An 18,201-nucleotide genomic window follows, 5' to 3' on the forward strand; every position below is an offset into this window, starting at 1 on the left:
CGCAAGAGCGATGCCGGGGTTTTCCCCGATGCGGCGGTTGCCAGCGAGGAGCACTCTGGGTTCATGGGACGTTTCTTGGCCTGGACCGCGGTGGGTGTCGTCGCCGTGGTGGCAGTCGGCTGGCTCGCGATCGCGCTGCTCAAGGCGCTGCTGGGCGTGGCTGTGTACCTGATCGTGGGCGCGGCCGTGGTCGGCGGCGGTGTCTACCTGTACCAGAAGGGCAAGCGGGCCATCTCCCGCGACCAGCGGATGCGTAACCGCATCGAGGCGGCGACCACCACCTACCGCCAGCGCAACCGCTGACGAAGAACGGCTCCGCTCCGGGGGTCGGAGCGGAGCCGACGATGCTGATCCGCTAGAGGATCGTCCAGGTGTCGCCGCTGGTCAGCAGGCCGGCGAGCTGCTCCTCCGGCGTGCCGCTGGTCTTTGCCCGAGCCGCCTCGAGCTGGCTCTGCACCAGGTTGTCGTAGGACGGCCGGGAGACGTCGCGAAATACCCCGATCGGGGTGTTGCGCAGGTCGAGGCCGGGCAGGCGGGAGAGGGCGAAGGCGTAGGCCGGCTCGGTCACGCCGGCGTCGTGCACGACGATCTCCTCGGGCGAGACCGTGGCCGTCTCCCGCACCTCCAGGCCGAAGCCACCGGGCGGGTGAACCACGCAAAACTGCCCATCCTTGCCGAACGTAATCGGCTGCCCGTGCTCCAGCCGGATCAGGTAGTCGTCGCGCGTGCTGGCGTCCTTGAGCTCTTCGAACGCGCCGTCGTTGAAGATGTTGCAGTTTTGGTAGATCTCGACGAACGCGGAGCCGTTGTGCTCGGCGGCCGCGCGGAGCACCGACTGGAGGTGCTTGCGGTCGGAGTCGATCGTCCGCGCCACGAACGTCGCCTCCGCGCCCAGCGCCAGCGACAGCGGGTTGAACGGCGAGTCCGCCGACCCGACCGGCGTCGACTTTGTGATCTTGCCGAGCTCCGACGTCGGCGAGTACTGCCCCTTGGTCAGGCCGTAGATCCGGTTGTTGAAGAGCAGGATCTTGAGGTTGACGTTGCGCCGGAGGGCGTGGATCAGGTGGTTGCCGCCGATCGAGAGCGCGTCGCCGTCGCCGGTGACCACCCAGACCGACAGGTCGGGGCGGCTGACCGAGAGGCCGGTGGCGATCGCCGGGGCGCGGCCGTGGATCGAGTGCATCCCGTACGTGTTCATGTAGTACGGGAAGCGGGACGAGCAGCCGATACCGGAGACGAAGACGATCCGCTCGCGGGGGATGCCGAGCTCCGGCATGAACGACTGCACGGCCGCGAGGATCGCGTAGTCACCGCAGCCGGGGCACCAGCGCACCTCCTGGTCGGACTTGAAGTCCTTCGTCGTGAGCTTGAGGGCGACGGGCTCAGCCATTCTTAACCACTTCTTCCAGCATGGTCTCCAGCTCGGCGGCGGTGAACGGCAGGCCGCGGACCTGGTTGTACGGGATGGCGTCGACGAGGAAGCGGGCCCGGATGACGTGGGCGAGCTGGCCCAGGTTCATCTCCGGGATGACCACGCGGTCGTACCGGCGCAGCACCTCGCCGACGTTGCCCGGCATCGGGGAGAGGTGGCGCAGGTGCGCCTGGGCCACCGACTGGCCGCGCTGGCGCAGCGCCCGGCAGGCGGCGCCGATCGGGCCGTACGTCGAGCCCCAGCCGAGCACCAGCACCCGCGCGTCGCCGTCCGGGTCCTCCACCTCCAGGTCAGGCACCTCGATCGCCTCGATCCGGGCCGCCCGGGTGCGCACCATGAAGTCATGGTTTGCCGGGTCGTACGAGATGTCGCCGGTCTTGTCCGCCTTTTCCAGGCCGCCGATCCGGTGCTCCAGCCCCGGCGTGCCCGGGATCGCCCACGGCCGGGCGAGCGTCTGCGGGTCGCGCAGGTAGGGCAGGAAGGTGCTGCCGTCTTCGCCGTTGGGCTGGGTGGCGAACTCGACCTGGAGGTCGGGCAGCGAGTCGACCTCGGGCAGCAGCCACGGCTCGGAGCCGTTGGCCACGTAGTTGTCGGAGAGCAGGATCACCGGCGTGCGGTGGGTCAGCGCGATCCGGGCCGCCTCGATGGCCGCGTGGAAGCAGTCGGAGGGGGAGCGCGGCGCGATGACCGCCACCGGCGCCTCGCCGTGCCGGCCGAACAGCGCCATGTTGAGGTCGGCCTGCTCGGTCTTGGTGGGCATGCCGGTTGACGGGCCGGCCCGCTGCACGTCGACCACGACCAGCGGCAGCTCCAAGGCCACGGCCAGCGAGATCGTCTCGCCCTTGAGCGCCACGCCCGGCCCGCTCGTGGTGGTGATGCCGAGCGCTCCGCCGTACGCCGCGCCGAGGGCGGCACCGATCGCCGCGATCTCGTCTTCGGCCTGCATGGTCGTGATGCCGAAGCGCTTGTGCTTGCTCAGCTCGTGGAGGATGTCGGAGGCCGGGGTGATCGGGTAGGCACCCAGGAAGACCGGCAGCTTGGAGCGGACGCCGGCGGCGATGATGCCGAGCGCGAGCGCGGCGTTGCCGGTGATGTTGCGATAGGTGCCCGGCGACATCTGGGCCGGCTTCACCTCGTACCGGACGCCGAAGTCTTCGGTCGTCTCGCCGAAGTTCCACCCCGCCTTGAACGCCGCGATGTTGGCCGAGACCAGCTCGGGGCGGGCGGCAAACTTGCGCTCCAGGAAGCGGATCGTCGACTCGTACGGCCGGGAGTACATCCAGGAGAGCAGCCCCAGGGCGAACATGTTCTTGGCGCGCTCGGCGTCCTTCTTCGAGACGTCGTGCTCGGCCAGGGCGCCCACCGTCATGCTGGTCAGCCCGACCGGGTGCACCGAGTAGCCGTCGAGCGAGCCGTCCTCCAGCGGGCTGGCCGTGTAGCCGACCTTGGCCAGGTTGCGCTTGGTGAACTCGTCGGTGTTGACGATGATGTCCGCGCCCCGGGGCAGGTCGCCGAGGTTGGCCTTGAGGGCCGCCGGGTTCATCGCCACGAGGACGTTGGGCGCGTCGCCGGGGGTGAGGATGTCGTAGTCCGCGAAGTGCACCTGGAAGCTCGACACGCCCGGCAGCGTGCCGGCGGGCGCGCGGATCTCCGCCGGGAAGTTGGGCAAGGTGGAGATGTCGTTGCCCAGCTGGGCGGTCTCCGAGGTAAAACGATCACCGGTGAGCTGCATGCCGTCGCCTGAGTCGCCAGCGAACCGGATGACCACCCGATCCAGCTGGCGGACCTGTTTGGTCACTGACCCCTGACCTCCTTGCGAGCCGGCAGCGGCGGGGCCGGCACCCGGGTGTGCCAAGCCCGCCTACGGTTTTCCACCCTTGAGCGTACGTCGGGCGAGTGAGGTCATCCTTTACCAGTCCGCCGGCTGAGACCCCTAGACAAGGCACGTAAGAAAGATCACGCGGTACGCTGCGGGCCGTGGACGGTTATCTGGGGTCGTACGCGACACTCGGGTTGCTGCTGGTCGCGGCCGTTCTGGTGTTTGTCGGGGCATTCTCGGCCAACCGCCTGCTGAGCCCCGCCGCCCCGGCCGAGCCACCCGGCAAGCGCGAGTCGTATGAGTGCGGCATCGACCCCGTCGGCGGAGACTGGGCACAAGCCCAGATCCGTTATTACGTTTATGCCTATCTATATGTGCTCTTCGCTGTCGAGAGCGTGTTCCTGTTTCCGTGGGCGGTGATCTTCGACCGCCCGGGCTTCGGCATGACCACCGTGGTGGAGATGGCGATCTTCGTTGCCGTGCTGGCACTCGGCATCCTGTACGCCTGGCGCAAGCGCATCCTCCGCTGGACCTAGAGGATCCATTCCAAGGCATGAGCTACCGCGATGCCCGTCGTGGTCCAGACCGTTGCTCCCGCAGCCTCACCCTCCGCGCTTCACAACCGAACCCGCCCCCTCGCCCCCGCAGCGCGTGCGGGCGGCGGCCCGTACCTGACCCGATAGCGGCGCTCTGTCGGCTTTGTCACGCCGATTCCGGCGAACAGTCACCGGCGATCCAACCGCCCTGGCTCAAGATCTCGGTTAGGCGAGGCCGCGGCGGGAGACGGACGGGGGCCGGTCGCCCTTGATCGAGGCAACCATGTCGAGCACCTGGCGGGTCGGGCGCACCTGGTGGGCCCGAAAGACCCGCGCGCCCAGCCAGGCCGACACCGCGGTCGCGGCGAGGGTGCCGGAGAGGCGCTCGGGGACCGGCAGGTCGAGCGTCTCCCCGACGAAGTCCTTGTTGGAGAGGGCGACCAGCACCGGCCAGCCGGTGGCCACGAGCTCGCCCAGCCGGCGGGTCAGCTCCAGCGAGTGCCGGGTGTTCTTGCCGAAGTCGTGCGCCGGGTCGATCAGGATGCCGTCGGGGCGTACGCCCAGGTCACGGGCGCGTTCGGCGAGCCGGGTGACGGTCGTGACGGCGTCCGCGACCACGTCCTCGAACGCCGCCCGGTGCGGCCGGGTGCGCGGCCGCAGCCCGCCGGCGTGCGCGCAGACCAGCCCGGCTCCGGTCGCGGCGGCCACCTCGGCCAGTGCCGGGTCGGCGCCGGCCCAGGTGTCGTTGATCAGGCCCGCGCCGGCCGCCACCGCCTCCCGGGCCACCTCGGCCCGCCAGGTGTCGATCGAGATCACCACGTCGGGGTGCTCGGCCCGCACCGCGCTGATCGTGCCGACGGTACGGCGGATCTCCTCGGCCACGTCCACCTCGGCGCCCGGCCCGGCCTTGACCCCGCCGATGTCCACGATCTGCGCGCCCTCCTCGACCGCCTGGGCGACCGCACGCAGCGCCGCATCCGGCGAAAAGGTCGAGCCTTGGTCGAAGAACGAGTCAGGCGTTCGGTTGACGATGGCCATCACTACCAGCTCACCGGGGCCGAATGCCCGCCCACCCAGGCGTAGATCCTCCACGCTTTGAAAACTTAGACCGGGGTGGCGGGGTCGCCCGGTTCGGCGGGCCGTGCCACGATCGGACGCATGGGTCAGGTACTCCTCCTCGTCGTCGTGGCGTTGACGGTCGCCGCTGTCGTCTTCGGGGTCACCGTCCTGGTGACCGGCGGTGACTCGGGCCTGGGCACAGCCGAGCCGGACGGCCGGGCGGTGCCGTTGCCGGGCACCCGGCCACTGGTGGAGGCCGATGTCTCCGCGGTCCGGTTCGACACGACCGTGCGCGGTTACCGCATGGCCCAGGTCGATCAGGCGCTGCGCCGCGCGGCGTACGACATCGGATACAAGGACGAGCTCATCGGCGTGCTGGAGGCCGAGGTCACGGCGCTGCGCGAGGGGCGGGCGAGCGACGCCGACACGCTGCGCCGGGCCCGTGAGGCGGCCCTGGTGCCGGCCGGCGCGGGCGTTGGCGGCGGCTACGGCGGCACCACCCCTGGCCTCGTCGACCTCGGCGACGTCTCGGCGCCGCGTGAGGGCGGCGACGGCGAGGAGCGCGATGCCGAGGGCGCCGCGACGGCCGTGCCGGGTCCGGTGCTCGCGGCGGGCGCGGCGGTGACGGCCGACGAGGTGCTCGGCGACGACACCGACGACGAGGTCGACACCGACGCGGCCGACTCCGAGGCGTCCGGCAGCGTCGAGGGCGAGGCCGGGGCGGCGGACGAGGCTGGGGACGAGCCGGACGACGCCACCGACTCGGACGCCCGTCGCACCCTTCCCGACCGGGACGAGAGGGCATGACCGAGGAAGATCTACGTTCGGCGGCCCGGCCCGGTTCGGGCGAGGTCACCGCGACCGTGATCGTCAACGCGCCGGCCGAGGCCGTCTTCAAGGCGTTCACGGCCTGGGAGCGGCAGTCCGACTGGATCCCGTTCACGAAGGTCCGGGTCGTGGAGGGAGACGGCGGCGAGGGGAGCCTGGTCGAGGCGGTCACCGCGGTCGGCCCGGCGGTCGTCCGTGACGAGATGCGCGTGGTGCGGATCGACCCGCCGTACGAGGTGCGGGTCGTGCACTGCGGCCGCCTCCTGCGCGGCCCGGGCGTCCTGCGCTGCACCCCGATGGGCGAAAGTCGCACGCAGGTGGTGTGGCACGAGTGGTTCCACCTGCCGGGTGGGGTCGCCGGGCGGGTAGCCTGGCCGGTGCTCTGGCCCGGCTCCAAGGTGGGCCTGACCCAGGCGCTCAAGAAGTTCGGCCGGCTGGTGGAGGCGGGAAAAATCTGATGTCCGACCTCCTGATCGGAGCCGACGGGCTGGCCCGATGCGGGTGGGGCGGCCGCACACCCGAATACATCGCGTACCACGACGACGAGTGGGGCCGGCCGATCCACACCGACGACGGCCTCTACGAGCGGGTCACGCTCGAGGCGTTCCAGTCGGGTCTGTCCTGGTTGATCATCTTGCGTAAGCGGGAGTCGTTCCGGGCCGCGTTCGACGGCTTCCACATCGAGACCGTCGCCAAGTACGGCGAGGCCGACGTCACCCGGCTGCTGGCCGACCCGGGCATCGTGCGCAACCGGGCCAAGGTCGAGGCGGCCATCCAAAACGCCCGAGCCGCTCTCGACCTGCCGGACGGGCTGGCGTCGCTGCTGTGGTCGTACGCGCCGGCGGCCCGGGTCCGCCGCCCGCGGTCGTTCGCCGAGGTCCCCGCGGTCACGCCGGAGTCCACCGCGATGGCCAAGGCGCTGAAGAGGAGCGGCTTCCGCTTCGTCGGCCCCACCACGGCGTACGCGCTGATGCAGGCGACCGGGATGGTCGACGACCACCTCGACGGGTGCCACGTCAAGCTCCCGTGATGGGATTGCGGGATGGGGCACTGGGCGGTCGTCATCTCGGATGAGCGACACGAGGCGGAGCGGCTTTTCCACCACGACACGCTGGAGCTGACCGGCGTCGAGCGGCCGCGCCCCGCCCCCGGCGACGAGGTGCTGGTCGTGGCCGGGCAGGAGCGGCCGGCGGTGGTGGCGCTGGGCCGGGTGCGACCGGTCGAGCCGGAGCGCGACCCGGACGACCCGGCGCCCGGCGACGACGAGCCGCTCGTCGTGACGTACACGCGGAGGGTCTTCGACGAGCCGGTACCGGCCGAGCGGCTCGCGCTCGACCGTCCGGTGGCTCCGGTCGACCCGGAGACCTTCCAGGCGATCATGGGCAGTCTCCGGCCGGCCGTCGACCGCAGTACCTGGATGGTCAGCCTCGCCCTGCCGATCGAGGCGCCCTCCCGGGCAGAGGCGGTCCGGGTCTTCTGGTCGTACGTGATGGAGCTCGGCCCGCGCGAGCTGCCCGCCTTCGTCTCGCCGGCCGGCGACGAGCTGGCGATGCAGGCGTTCGTCCTCGGCGAGGCGGCCAACCTCGACCCCGAGGAAGACGAGGACTAACGGCCCTCGAAGAGCGGCTTTTCCTTGGCCACGAAGGCGGCCGTGGCGTTGTGGTGGTCGGCGGTGGCGCCGCAGATCGCCTGGGCCTGCGCCTCGGCCGCGAGCGCGTCAGCGAGCGTGCCGGCGTCGCCGACCGAGAGCTGCCGCTTGATCGCGCCGTACGCCACCGTCGGGCCCGCGGCCAGCCGGGCGGCCAGCTCCTGCGCGGTGGGGAGCACCAGCTCGTCGTCGTCGAGCAGGCGGGTCAGCAGGCCCAGCCGCTGCGCCTCGGCGGCCGGCACCGGCTCGGCGAGCATGAGCAGCTCGACCGCCTTGGCGTGGCCGACCAGCCGGGGCAGCGACCAGGAGACGCCGGTGTCGCCGGCGAGCCCCACGTTGGCGAAGGCCATCAGGAACGTCGTCTTCGGCCCGCCGATCCGGAAGTCGGCCAGCAGCGCCAGCGAGGCGCCGGCACCGGCGGCGGTGCCGCGCACGGCCGCGACGACCGGCTTGGGCAGGCCGGCCAGGCGGGCGGCGATCGGGTTGTAGTGGGCGCGCACGGTCCCGAGCGGATCGGTGGTGCCGCTCTCCAGCGTGGTCACGTGCTCGCGGAGGTCCTGCCCCACGCAGAACGCCCGGCCGGCGCCGGCCAGCACCACCGCGCGAACCGACCGGTCGCGCTCCAGCTCGCCGAGCGTGTCGCGCAGCGCTTCCTTGAGGGCGGTGTCGAGGGAGTTCAGCGAATCCGGCCGGTTGAGCGTGAGGGTGGCGACGGCACCGTCACGTTCGACCAGAAGCGGCTCGGTCATGGCTGCAACCCCTTCTTCTGATCCAGGCAGAGATCAACATACCGGTCGGCCGCCGGCCGCAGCCGCGCGGCGTGCCGGTCGAAGAACGCCGCCGCGCTGCTGCCGGCCCAGCGCTCGGGGAGCAGGGCCGGCGGTAGCTGCGGGTCCCGGAACAGAAAGGTACGCCAGGCGTGCACCAGCCGGAACCGTGCCGCGTACGCCTCTTCGTCGCTGCTGCGGGAGGTGATCTGGCCGAGTGCCTCGCGCTGCTCGGCCACGAAGCGCTCGTACGCCGCGCCGATCTCGCCGAGGTCCCAGGCGCGGCGGACCATGCCCATCGCGCCCGGCCCGCCCATCGCGTGGCTGGCGCTGAAGCGCTCGTAGCGGATCCCGGACTCGCTGAGCAGCCCGTCGACGTCCTCACCGGGGCGGGGCGCCACCCAGGTGCGCTCGTCCAGCACGCCGTACCCGAGGAACGTGAGGTTTGCCGCCAGCCGCAGCCGGTCGCGGCGGGATGCCGGGGGATCGAGCACGATCAGATCGAACCGGCCATCCCAGCTGATCTTGCCGGTGCGGTAGATCCGGGAGGCCGCCTCGTCCAGGCGGCGGGCGGCTTTGGGGGTGAGCAGGTAGCCCGGGCCGGCCGAAAGTCGTAGCGGATGAAGCCACCCTTGACGCACCATACGGGACACGGCCGTACGCACGGCCGGTGGCGCGATCCCGAGCGGGGAAAGCAGCCTGACCAGGGCGGCGACCGGTGCCCGTCCGCCCCGAGGGCGGAGGTAGTCGCCGTAGAGGTCAAAGAGCGCCGACCGTGCCTGCATGACGGGACATTGTGACAGCCGCCTTCAGGATAAGCTAGATGTTGTCACATCAATCCGGCTTCAGTTTGGGCTCAGCGGGTTTCATCAGGGAAAATCGTTGGTCGGCACCGCGGGCCGTGAGCGCGGTGACGCTGACGGAGTGGCTGTGGGGAGACCCACCGACCCAGGTGTAGAGGTCTGAGGGGAGACAAGATGGCGGCGATGAAGCCGCGGACGGGCGATGGTCCGCTGGAGGTCACCAAGGAGGGCCGGGGCATCGTTATGCGGGTTCCGCTGGAGGGTGGTGGCCGGCTCGTCGTCGAGATGACTCCCGACGAGGCGAACGCGCTCGGTGACGCGTTGAAGGCCGCCGCCGGATAACTATCAGTTCGATGGACCCGCCGGCGCGGCACCGTGGCCGTGCCGGCGGTTCTGTCTGTCATAAACCTGGAGGTCGCCCGTGATGGCCATCCGCGTCGCGGCTGAGCCGGGCGCCGCGCGTGCCGTCGCCCTGCCCGTGCTCGCCGGTGCCGGTGGGCCAGGGCTGCCCCCGACCGCGTACGACCTGCCCGAGGATGCCCGTGCCGAGGCGGCGGAGCTGCTGGGCGACCTCGACGGCGAGGCGGGGGCGACGCGGGTGCTGCGCCGGCCCCTGCGTACGCCGGGCCACCTCCTCCTGGTCCCCGCCGGCAGTGGCGACGAGGCGGGCTGGCGGGCCGCCGGAGCGGCTGTGAGCAGGGCGTTCGAGGATGAGACGTCGATCACGGTAGCCATGCCGGTCGATGCCTCGCCGGTGGCTGTACGCGGGCTGGCCGAAGGGCTGCTGCTGGCGGCGTACCGGTTTTCGATGCGGGACGAGCCGGCCGCGGAGCGCGACGTGACCGTGGTGGTGGGCGACCCGGCGGCGTACGCCGAGGCGCTCGCCACCGCCCGGGCCACCGCCGACGCCACCCGCCTGGCCCGCGACCTGACCAACACGCCCTCGTCGCTGAAGAACCCGGCCTGGTTCGCCGCCCAGGTGGTGGCGGCCGCCGGCGGGCGACCGGGCCTCCGCGTCGCCGTGCGCGAGCCGGAGCAGCTCACCGCCGAGGGCTTCGGCGGCATCCTGACGGTCGGTGCCGGCTCGGCCAGCCCGCCCCGCCTCGTCGAGCTCTCCTGGCAGCCCGAGGGGGCGCGGACGCACGTAGTGCTGGTCGGCAAGGGGATCACGTTCGACACCGGCGGCGTGTCGATCAAGCCGGTCGACGCGATGAAGCTCATGCGCAAAGACATGGGCGGCGCGGCCGCCGTCGTCGGGGCCACGCTCGGCGCCGCGGCGCTGCACCTGCCGGTACGGGTCACCGCGCTCACCCCGCTCGCGGAAAACCTGCTCAGCGGCTCGGCGTTCCGCCCGGGTGACGTTGTCCGCCACTACGGCGGGGTGACCAGCGAGACCACCAACTCGGACGCCGAGGGGCGGCTGGTGCTGGCCGACGCCCTCGCGTACGCGGTGGCGCGCCTCTCGCCCGACCTGGTGGTCGATCTCGCGACGCTGACCGGGGCGAACGCCGTGGCCCTGGGCAAGCGGACCGCGGCTCTCTACAGCGAGAGCGACGACCTCGCCGCCGCCGTGATCGCCGCTGGCGCGGAGGCGGGCGAGCAGGCCTGGCGGATGCCGCTGACGGCCGACTACGTCGAGTACCTCGGCAGCGAGGTCGCCGACCTCTACAGCGCGCCGGACCGGGGGGCCGGCTCGGTGACGGCGGCGCTGTTCCTGCGCGAGTTCGTGGGGGACTGGCGCGACCGCTGGGTCCACCTCGACATGTCCGCCCCGTCGTGGTCCGACAGCGCCGACGGCGTGCTGCCCAAGGGCGCCACCGGCTGGGGCGTACGGACGCTGCTGCGGTGGCTCGCCACGCTCCCCGCCGAGCCTGCTCCCCGCCGGGCCTGAGGAAGGGAACGTCGCGTCAGGCGTGCTTGACGGCCGCCAGCAGGCCGTCGCCGGCCGGGAGCAGTGCGGGGATCCACTCCTCGCTCTCCCGTACCGCCTTCACCACCTCGCGGATCGTCACGGTGTCGAGGTCGCGGGCCGCCGGGTCGGCGATCCGGCCACCGGCCAGCGCGCCGTTGAGCGCGAGCACGCCCGCCGGCCGGAGCAGGCGGAGGGCGGCGTCGACACAGGCGCTGTACTCGGCCGGGTCGGCGTCCACAAAGATCATGTCGTAGGCGCCGTCGGCCAGCCGGGGGAGCACGTCGAGGGCCCGGCCGGTGATGATCCGGGTGCGCGAGGGGGCTAAGCCCGCCTCCTGGAAGATCCGCCGCGCGATGCGCTGGTGCTCGTTGTCCAGGTCGATCGTGGTCAGTACCCCGTCGGGGCGCATGCCGCGCAGCAGCCACACGCCGCTCACGCCCGTACCGGTGCCGATCTCGACCACCGCGCGGGCGCCGCCGGCGGCCGCGAGCAGGCGCAGCGCCGCTCCCGCGCCGGGGGCGACCGGCTCCAGGCCCACCTCGCGCGCGAGCGTGCGCGCGGTCTGCAGGACGATGTCCTCGGCGACGTACCCCTCGGCGAACTGGAGTGCCTGGGCGCTCGTGAGACCGCCGAAGCGTGCGACCGTGGCGATGGTGGACCTCCTGCTGCGGGGTGCCGGTCGGAGTATCAGCCTAAGGGCGCGGGTAACGGAACGGGAGCCGGTGTATCCACTGAATGCTTCAGTCCTTATCCTTCCCGCCGGCCCGCCCCATCTCCGATATCCGTGCCATCCTGGATGAACCGAAGTACCGACTGGGAGGCTGCGAACGTGACGGACGGCTGGCACTGGCACCAGCCCGACGGCACCGCGACGCCGGCGACTTCGTCGCCGTCGGCGAGGCCGCCGGTGACCCCGCAGGATGCCGGTTCACCCTGGTGGTCCGACGCGCTCGGCGACCCGTGGCGGGACCCGCGGGCACCGGCCGCCGTCGTGCTGCCGACGCCGCCGAGCCCGGGCAACGCGCCCGAGCCGGTCACCGACCCGGACGCGCTGCCGCGGCGGGGCATGACGTCGGTGCTGTTCATCGCGATCTTCTCGGCGCTGCTCGCGGGCGCGCTGGGCGGCTCCCTGGGGTACGCGTTCGCGGTGCGCGGCGGCGCGGGCGGCGGCACGGTCCTCGGCGGCGATCCCGGTGAGGCACCCCCGGTCGCGCAGCGCCCGCCGGACTCGCTCGCGGGCGTCGCCGAGCGCGTGGCGCCCAGTGTCGTGACCGTGCGGGCGGCTACCAAGGTCGGATCCAGCATCGGCTCCGGCTTCGTGGCCACCGCCGACGGGTACGTGATCACAAACGACCACGTCGTCGAGGGGGCGACCGGCGGCGCCACGGTGGTCTTCAACGACGGTTCGACCGCCTCCGGCTCAATCGTGGGGCACGACGCGGAGTCGGACATAGCGGTCATCAAGGTGTCGCGGCCCAACCTGGTACCGGTCGAGTTCGGCGACTCGGAGGCCATCGCGGTCGGCGACCCGGTGCTCGCGTTCGGCTCGCCGCTCGCGCTCGCCAACACCGTCACCGCCGGTATCGTCAGCGCGCTCGACCGTACGATCCAGTCCGGCGATCCGGGCGGGCAGGTCCGCTACTACGCGGCCATCCAGACCGACGCCGCGGTCAACCAGGGCAACTCCGGCGGCCCGCTGGTCGACAGCGGCGGGCGCGTGGTCGGGGTCAACTCCGTGATCAAGTCGCTCGCCCCCGACGCGGAGACGGCCGGCAACATCGGCCTCGCGTTCGCCATCCCGATCAACCAGGCAAAGCGGGTGGCGCAGGACATCATCGACACCGGCAAGGCCCGCCGTACCGTCATCGGCGCCCAGGTCGACGGCAGCAGCCGCAACCCGGGCGGTGGCGCCCGGCTCAGCGCCGTCGACGCGGGCGGTCCGGCGGCCGCCGCCGGCCTCCGCGCCGGTGACGTGGTCACCAAGCTCGACGGGCGGCCGGTGGAGGAGGGTGCCGATCTGATCGCCCTCGTCCGCAAGTACGCGCCGGGTGCGGTGGTCACCGTCGAGTACCGCCGGGGGAATTCCAAGCAGAATGCGTCAGTGACGTTGGCGGCGGACGCGAAGTAGGCTCCATCTTGGCCGGCGCGGGGGCTCTCACCGCCGGCGCACGAGAGGGGTCCCTGGCGTGTTCGAAAACCTCAACTGGTGGGAGATCGGCGGCCTGCTGCTGCTCGCGCTGCTCATCTTCGGCGACAAGCTGCCCAACGTGATCTCCGACGGCCTGCGCATGGTGCGCAACCTGCGCCACATGGCCCGAAACGCCACCGGTGACCTGAGCCGCGAGCTGGGCACCGACATCCAGCTCGAAGACCTGCACCCGAAGACGTTCATCCGCAAGCACCTGCTCAGCGAGGAAGACGAGGAGCGGCTGCGCAAGCCGCTGCGGGGGATCTACGACACGGTCAAGAGCGACCTCGACGGCGTCAAGGACGAGATCAAGGACGTGGCCGCGTCGGCCGACATCCGCACCCCGGCCACCACCACGCCCACGACGACGAGCACGCCGGCCAACCGGCCGCACAAGTTCGACCTCGACGCCACCTGACCGGCGGTCGGCGAGACGGCGGCCGCGGGCGAGGTCAGCGAGACGACGGGCGCAGGCCGAGCGGCTTGCCGATCAGCGACTCGCGGCGCACCGCCAGGCGGTCGGCCACCTGCCGCAGCGCGACCGAGGCCGGCGCTTCCGGCGCCTCCAGCACCACCGGACGGCCGGCGTCGCCCGCCTCCCGCACCCGGGTGTCGAGCGGCACCTGACCCAGCAGCGGCACCTCGGCGCCGACCGCGCGGCTGAGCGACTCGGCGACCGTGGCCCCGCCGCCCGCGCCGAAGATCTCCATCCGCTCGCCGGTGGGCAGCTCCAGCCAGGACATGTTTTCCACCACGCCGACCAGGCGCTGGTGGGTCTGCAGTGCGATCGCGCCGGCCCGCTCGGCCACCTCGGCGGCCGCCGTCTGCGGGGTGGTCACCACAAGGATCTCCGCGTTGGGCAGCAGCTGGGCCAGCGAGATCGCCACGTCGCCGGTGCCCGGGGGCAGGTCGAGCAGCAGCACGTCGAGGTCGCCCCAGTACACGTCGGCGAGGAACTGCTGGAGCGCCCGGTGCAGCATCGGCCCGCGCCAGACCACCGCCGCGTTGCCCGCGGTGAACATGCCGATCGAGATGACCTTCACCCCGTGTGCCTGCGGCGGCATGATCATGTCTTCCACGCGGGTGGGCTTGCCGTCCGCGCCGAGCATGCGGGGCACCGAGTGGCCGTAGATGTCGGCGTCGACCACGCCGACCGAGAGGCCGCGGGCGGCCAGTGCGGCCGCCAGGTTGACCGTCACGCTGGACTTGCCGACGCCACCCTTGCCGCTGGCCACCGCGTACACCCGGGTGCGTGAGCCGGGCTGCGCGAACGGGATGACCGGCTCGGGCGTGGCACCGCCGCGCAGCCGGCTCTGCAGCTCCTGCCGCTGCTCCTGGCTCATCACACCGAAGTCGATCTCGACACCGGTCACGCCCGGCACCGCGCTCACCGCGGCGGTGATGTCCGCCCGAAGCTTGTCGCGCAGCGGGCAGCCGGCGACCGTGAGCAGCAGGCCGACCTGCACCACGCCGGACGCGTCGACCGTGGCGGAGCGGACCATGCCCAGATCGGTGATCGGCCGCCGGATCTCCGGGTCGTCGACGGTGGCGAGAGCGGCCTGCACCGCTTCCTCGATGGTGCTTGCCGGTGCGGACATGTACGCCATGCTACGTCGGCCGACACCGCCCGCTGGCGGGGATCCGGCAGGCGAGCGGTGCATTTTAAGTCACTCGTCGGCCCTGTGTGGTCTTTTTGGATATTGTCGGTTTCCGGCTGGACTCCGTACCCCCTCAGGTGCGACGATCGTTGTAGAACGCCGCGCGCCTGGCCCCTTGGGGCGCGCGGCGCCACCCTTTCCAGGCCCTGGCCGCGCACCTGGCCACAGCGCCCAGTGCGGGCGCGCGGCACCCCACCCCTTCTAGAGCGAGAATTTGGGCTACCGCGACGTCCGAGGTGGTCCGGACCGTTGCTCCCGCGGCCTCGCCCTCCGCGCCCCGCGATCTCACCCCCCGGCCCCAACGGCAGGGGTCAGGGGGTGTCGCTGTCGAGCTCGTCGTAGGGCTCGGACGGCATCTTCTTCTTGGCCTTGCGGGCGCGCTTCTGCGACTCCGCGAGCTCCTCGGTGAGCCGCTGCAGCTCGGAGCGGAGGAAGTCGCGGGTGGCCACCTCGCCGAGCGCGATCCGCAGCGCGGCGATCTCGCGCGCCAGGTACTCGGTGTCCGCCTTCTGCGCCTCCGCCCGCCGCCGGTCCTGTTCCAGCGCCAGGCGCTCGCGGTCGGCCTGCCGGTTTTGCGCGAGCAGGATCAGCGGGGCCGCGTACGACGCCTGGAGCGAGAGCATCAGCGTCAGGAACGTGAACGTGTACGGGTCGAAGCGCAGGCTCGCCGGCGCCAGCGCGTTCCAGCCGATCCAGAGCAGGATCACCACGGTCATGTAGACCAGGAACTTCGCGGTGCCCATGTAGCGGGCGATGCCCTCGGACCACTGCCCGAAGGCCTCCGGGTTGAAGCGCGGCAGGCGGACCCGGCGCGGCTCGCGGGGCTGGTCCAGCCGGCCGGGGCGGGATGCGTCAGCCACCGGCGCCTCCCGGAGCGGTGTCCCGGTCGCGCCAGTCCGGCGGCAGGGAGTGGTCGAGGACGTCGTCGACGGTGACCGCGCCGACCAGCCGGTTGGCCCCGTCGACCACCGGGAGCGCCACCAGGTCGTACGTGGCCATCCGCCGGGTCACCTCCACCAGCGGCGTCTCCGGCCGGAGCGGGTCGATCCCGCTGTCGAGCACCCCGCCGAGGATCTCGGCCGGCGGCTCGCGGAGCAGTCGCTGGAAGTGCACGATGCCCAGGTACCGCCCGGTGGGCGTGGCCATCGGCGCGCGGGCGACGAAGACCTGCGCGGCGACCGCGGGCGGCAGCTGGGGCTCGCGGATGCGGGCCAGCGCCTCGGCCACCGTGCTGTCCGGAGTGAGGATCACCGGCTCGGAGGTCATCACGCTGCCCGCGGTGCCCTTCTGGTACTTCATCAGCTGGCGGACCGGATCGGCCTCCTCCGGCTCCATCAGCTCGAAGAGCACCTCCTGCTCCGCCCGGGGCAGCTCGGCGAGCAGGTCGGCCGCGTCGTCCGGGTCCATCTCCTCGAGTACGTCGGCCGCCCGCTCCCGGTCGAGCGCGGCGAGGATCTCCACCTGGTCGTGCTCGGGCAGCTCACCGAGCACGTCGGCGAGCCGCTCGTCGTCGAGCGCGGCGGCCACCTCGTTGCGCCGGCCGTCGGTCATGTCCTGCAGCGCGTTGGCCAGGTCGGCCGGGCGCATCCCCTCCAGGAGCGCGAGCAGGTTGGCGGTGCCCTGTGTGTCCGGTACCCCGATCAGCCCTCGCGCCCGCGCCCAGTCGACCTCGCGCAGGTGGCCGCGGCGGGCGAGGCGGCCGGTGTGCTCGCGTACCGCGACGCGGACCAGTGACCACTCGCCGACCCGGTTGGCCTCCATCGCCACGTCGACCACGATCCCGGGAACGTCGTCCGGCTCGATCCTGACCCGGCGGTCCAGCAGGTCTTCGAGGACCAGCAGCTCGTTGGGGCGCTTTTCGAAGCGGCGCAGGTTGAGCGTGCCCGTACCCAGCTCGACGGCGTCCGCGTCGAGGGAGGTCACGCGCCCCATCGGGAGGAAGATCCGGCGGCGCAGCGGCATCTCCGCGACGAGGCCGACGACCTGGGGCGGGCGGTTTGTCGTGCGCAGCCGCACGACCGCGTCCCGGACCCGGCCGACCTGGTCGCCGTTCGGGTCGAACACGGGGAGCCCGGCGAGCCGGGCGACGTACACCCTGGTCGCCGTGGTCACCAGATCAGCGTAGTGCCATAGGCTGCGGAGGCATGTCGACCTTGGACTACCAGATCGTTGACGTCTTCACCGACCGCGCGTTCACGGGCAACCCCCTCGCGGTGGTCTTCGGCGCCCAGGATCTGAGCACCGAACAGCTGCAGGCGATCGCGCGCGAGTTCAACCTCTCGGAGACCGTGTTCATCCTGCCGCCCAGCGACCCGGCCGCGGCCACCTACCGGGCGCGGATCTTCACGCCCGGAGTGGAGCTGCCGTTCGCCGGCCACCCGAGCGTCGGCGCGGCGGTCGTACAGGCGGGTGGCCCCGGTCGGGTGATCCAGGAGTGTGGCGCCGGGCTGCTGCCGATCGAAGTGACCAAGGACGGCCGGGCCACGCTCACCGGCGGTACCCCGTCTCTCGGCCCTGAGATCGACCCCGCGCCGCTGCTGGCGGCCGCCGGCCTGGCCGAGGCCGACTTCGTGGGTCCACCGCCGCGGATGGCGGGGTGCGGCATCGACTTCCCGTACCTGGCGGTGCGCCCGGAGGCGGTGTCCCGGGCGGTGCTCGACCACGGCGCCGCGGCCCGCGACGGCGTCGACACGGTGCTGATCGTGGCCTGGGACGCGGCTGCCCGCGCCGCCCACGTGCGCATGTTCGGCCCGGGCGTCGGCGTCGCCGAAGACCCGGCGACCGGCTCGGCGGCGCTCGGCCTCGGTGTCTGGCTGGTGGCGAGCGGGCTGCTTCCCGGCGAGGGCGAGTCGGCGTACACGGTGCGGCAGGGCGCCGAGATCCACCGCCCGTCCACACTGGACTGCGTGGTGACCGCGGCCGGTGGCGCGGCGGTCAAGGCCACGGTGACCGGCCAGGTCGTACCCGTGGCGGAGGGCCGGATCACCATCCCGTGATCAAGGCTCCCCTCAAGTCGTTCTAGCGGCTTGACGGGAGCTTTGATCATGCACTCTCTAGGGGCGTGCGCCGCGGACGCGGTGCAGGCGGAACGGGCGCCGGGCCGGCCGGGCGGCGGGCGACTCGCGGGGCGGCGCCGCCTCGGAGGCGTCTCCCGGCGGCTCGGGGTCGCCGGCCGGCGCGAGCCGGTTGACCGAGCACTCGGCGGCCCACCGCTCGGCGAGGGCGGTGGCCGAGCCGGGTGCGTTCAGCCGCTTGCCGGCGAGCTGGGGCACGACGGCGGTCCACTCCTCGCTGCGCGGGTCGATCCGGGTCACCTCGGCCGACCAGGTCACGATCCGGCCGCCGTGGTCACCGCGCAGGCTCACCCGCGCCTCGTCCGCGTACGCCAGGCCGGGCGCCGCCTGCTCGCCGGGACCACTCACGACGTAGAGCGCGTCGTCGATCGGCAGGCACCACAGCGCGAGGGCCGGGCCGCCGTCGACCGACACCCACGCGACGGCCGCCTTCTTCAACGCCTCCGACACGAGTGGATCCGCCATGGAGGCATCATG

21 protein-coding genes are annotated in these 18,201 nt (G+C 72.3%); 11 read left to right on the forward strand and 10 right to left on the reverse strand.

The annotated features are described in order from the left end of the window. Positions 1-63 precede the first annotated feature (63 nt). Positions 64-303, forward strand: a complete 240-nt coding sequence (locus tag RB614_RS19765; RefSeq protein WP_308714033.1) for a hypothetical protein — start codon at positions 64-66, stop codon at positions 301-303. Positions 304-355: 52 nt separating this feature from the next. Here the strand turns inward: RB614_RS19765 and RB614_RS19770 are convergent, their stop codons facing one another. Continuing rightward, positions 356-1,390 (reverse strand): 2-oxoacid:ferredoxin oxidoreductase subunit beta, encoded by a 1,035-nt coding sequence (locus tag RB614_RS19770; protein ID WP_308714034.1) that lies wholly within the window; start codon positions 1,388-1,390, stop codon positions 356-358. Beyond that, a complete protein-coding gene (locus RB614_RS19775; protein ID WP_308714035.1) occupies positions 1,383-3,230 on the reverse strand; it encodes a 2-oxoacid:acceptor oxidoreductase subunit alpha in 1,848 nt (615 codons plus the stop codon). The genes RB614_RS19770 and RB614_RS19775 overlap by 8 nt, the downstream gene beginning before the upstream one ends. A gap of 179 nt (positions 3,231-3,409) precedes the next feature. Between RB614_RS19775 and ndhC the strand changes: the two genes are divergently transcribed. After that, positions 3,410-3,787 (forward strand): NADH-quinone oxidoreductase subunit A, encoded by a 378-nt coding sequence (ndhC, locus tag RB614_RS19780; protein ID WP_308714036.1) that lies wholly within the window; start codon positions 3,410-3,412, stop codon positions 3,785-3,787. A gap of 225 nt (positions 3,788-4,012) precedes the next feature. On the opposite strand, the gene folP is transcribed toward ndhC, so the two are convergent. After that, positions 4,013-4,825, reverse strand: a complete 813-nt coding sequence (gene folP / locus RB614_RS19785; protein ID WP_308714089.1) for a dihydropteroate synthase — start codon at positions 4,823-4,825, stop codon at positions 4,013-4,015. Between the two features lie 120 nt (positions 4,826-4,945). On the opposite strand from folP, the gene RB614_RS19790 reads away from it, so the two are divergent. Genes RB614_RS19790 through RB614_RS19805 form a run of 4 tightly spaced genes read left to right on the forward strand, consistent with a single transcriptional unit; the run spans position 4,946 to position 7,283 of the window. Beyond that, positions 4,946-5,653, forward strand: a complete 708-nt coding sequence (locus tag RB614_RS19790; RefSeq protein WP_308714037.1) for a DivIVA domain-containing protein — start codon at positions 4,946-4,948, stop codon at positions 5,651-5,653. After that, positions 5,650-6,132: an SRPBCC family protein gene (locus RB614_RS19795; protein ID WP_308714038.1), complete on the forward strand. Its 483-nt coding sequence runs from the start codon at positions 5,650-5,652 to the stop codon at positions 6,130-6,132. Before RB614_RS19790 ends, RB614_RS19795 begins: the two co-directional genes overlap by 4 nt. Then, positions 6,132-6,704 (forward strand): DNA-3-methyladenine glycosylase I, encoded by a 573-nt coding sequence (locus RB614_RS19800; RefSeq protein ID WP_308714039.1) that lies wholly within the window; start codon positions 6,132-6,134, stop codon positions 6,702-6,704. The genes RB614_RS19795 and RB614_RS19800 overlap by 1 nt, the downstream gene beginning before the upstream one ends. Positions 6,705-6,716: 12 nt before the next feature. Then, positions 6,717-7,283, forward strand: coding sequence for a hypothetical protein (locus RB614_RS19805; protein ID WP_308714040.1), 567 nt, complete (start codon positions 6,717-6,719; stop codon positions 7,281-7,283). On the opposite strand, the gene RB614_RS19810 is transcribed toward RB614_RS19805, so the two are convergent. Continuing rightward, entirely contained in the window at positions 7,280-8,071 is a 792-nt protein-coding gene (locus RB614_RS19810; protein ID WP_308714041.1) for an enoyl-CoA hydratase-related protein, read from the reverse strand. The genes RB614_RS19805 and RB614_RS19810 overlap by 4 nt on opposite strands. Next, complete coding sequence (locus RB614_RS19815; RefSeq protein WP_308714042.1) at positions 8,068-8,874, reverse strand: PaaX family transcriptional regulator; 807 nt, start codon at positions 8,872-8,874, stop codon at positions 8,068-8,070. The genes RB614_RS19810 and RB614_RS19815 overlap by 4 nt, the downstream gene beginning before the upstream one ends. Positions 8,875-9,066: 192 nt before the next feature. Here RB614_RS19815 and RB614_RS19820 point away from each other — a divergent pair, with 192 nt between their 5' ends. Both RB614_RS19820 and RB614_RS19825 read left to right on the forward strand, forming a co-directional pair. Beyond that, positions 9,067-9,234 (forward strand): DUF3117 domain-containing protein, encoded by a 168-nt coding sequence (locus RB614_RS19820; protein WP_007455245.1) that lies wholly within the window; start codon positions 9,067-9,069, stop codon positions 9,232-9,234. A 79-nt stretch (positions 9,235-9,313) separates the two neighbouring features. Further along, positions 9,314-10,783: a leucyl aminopeptidase family protein gene (locus RB614_RS19825; protein ID WP_308714044.1), complete on the forward strand. Its 1,470-nt coding sequence runs from the start codon at positions 9,314-9,316 to the stop codon at positions 10,781-10,783. A gap of 16 nt (positions 10,784-10,799) precedes the next feature. Here the strand turns inward: RB614_RS19825 and RB614_RS19830 are convergent, their stop codons facing one another. Then, positions 10,800-11,378 carry an O-methyltransferase gene (locus RB614_RS19830; RefSeq protein WP_308714090.1) on the reverse strand — a complete coding sequence of 193 codons (579 nt, stop codon included), beginning with the start codon at positions 11,376-11,378 and terminating at the stop codon, positions 10,800-10,802. Between the two features lie 222 nt (positions 11,379-11,600). Here RB614_RS19830 and RB614_RS19835 point away from each other — a divergent pair, with 222 nt between their 5' ends. Then, positions 11,601-12,932 (forward strand): S1C family serine protease, encoded by a 1,332-nt coding sequence (locus tag RB614_RS19835; protein ID WP_308714045.1) that lies wholly within the window; start codon positions 11,601-11,603, stop codon positions 12,930-12,932. 58 nt (positions 12,933-12,990) lie between these two features. Then, positions 12,991-13,410 carry a twin-arginine translocase TatA/TatE family subunit gene (locus tag RB614_RS19840; RefSeq protein ID WP_308714046.1) on the forward strand — a complete coding sequence of 140 codons (420 nt, stop codon included), beginning with the start codon at positions 12,991-12,993 and terminating at the stop codon, positions 13,408-13,410. A 34-nt stretch (positions 13,411-13,444) separates the two neighbouring features. Here RB614_RS19840 and RB614_RS19845 read toward each other — a convergent pair whose 3' ends face one another. From RB614_RS19845 to RB614_RS19855, 3 genes are all read right to left on the reverse strand, one after another. After that, positions 13,445-14,590 carry an Mrp/NBP35 family ATP-binding protein gene (locus RB614_RS19845; protein ID WP_308714047.1) on the reverse strand — a complete coding sequence of 382 codons (1,146 nt, stop codon included), beginning with the start codon at positions 14,588-14,590 and terminating at the stop codon, positions 13,445-13,447. 371 nt (positions 14,591-14,961) lie between these two features. Next, entirely contained in the window at positions 14,962-15,510 is a 549-nt protein-coding gene (locus RB614_RS19850) for a DUF1003 domain-containing protein (protein WP_308714048.1), read from the reverse strand. Continuing rightward, positions 15,503-16,762 carry a magnesium transporter MgtE N-terminal domain-containing protein gene (locus RB614_RS19855; protein ID WP_308714049.1) on the reverse strand — a complete coding sequence of 420 codons (1,260 nt, stop codon included), beginning with the start codon at positions 16,760-16,762 and terminating at the stop codon, positions 15,503-15,505. The genes RB614_RS19850 and RB614_RS19855 overlap by 8 nt, the downstream gene beginning before the upstream one ends. Before the next feature lie 32 nt (positions 16,763-16,794). Between RB614_RS19855 and RB614_RS19860 the strand changes: the two genes are divergently transcribed. Continuing rightward, positions 16,795-17,646 carry a PhzF family phenazine biosynthesis protein gene (locus RB614_RS19860; RefSeq protein WP_308714050.1) on the forward strand — a complete coding sequence of 284 codons (852 nt, stop codon included), beginning with the start codon at positions 16,795-16,797 and terminating at the stop codon, positions 17,644-17,646. A 57-nt stretch (positions 17,647-17,703) separates the two neighbouring features. On the opposite strand, the gene RB614_RS19865 is transcribed toward RB614_RS19860, so the two are convergent. Beyond that, positions 17,704-18,189: a hypothetical protein gene (locus RB614_RS19865; RefSeq protein WP_308714051.1), complete on the reverse strand. Its 486-nt coding sequence runs from the start codon at positions 18,187-18,189 to the stop codon at positions 17,704-17,706. Between the last annotated feature and the right edge of the window lie 12 nt (positions 18,190-18,201).

Origin of the sequence: Phytohabitans maris (assembly GCF_031085175.1) — a bacterium.
Taxonomy (GTDB): Bacteria; Actinomycetota; Actinomycetes; order Mycobacteriales; family Micromonosporaceae; genus Phytohabitans; species Phytohabitans maris.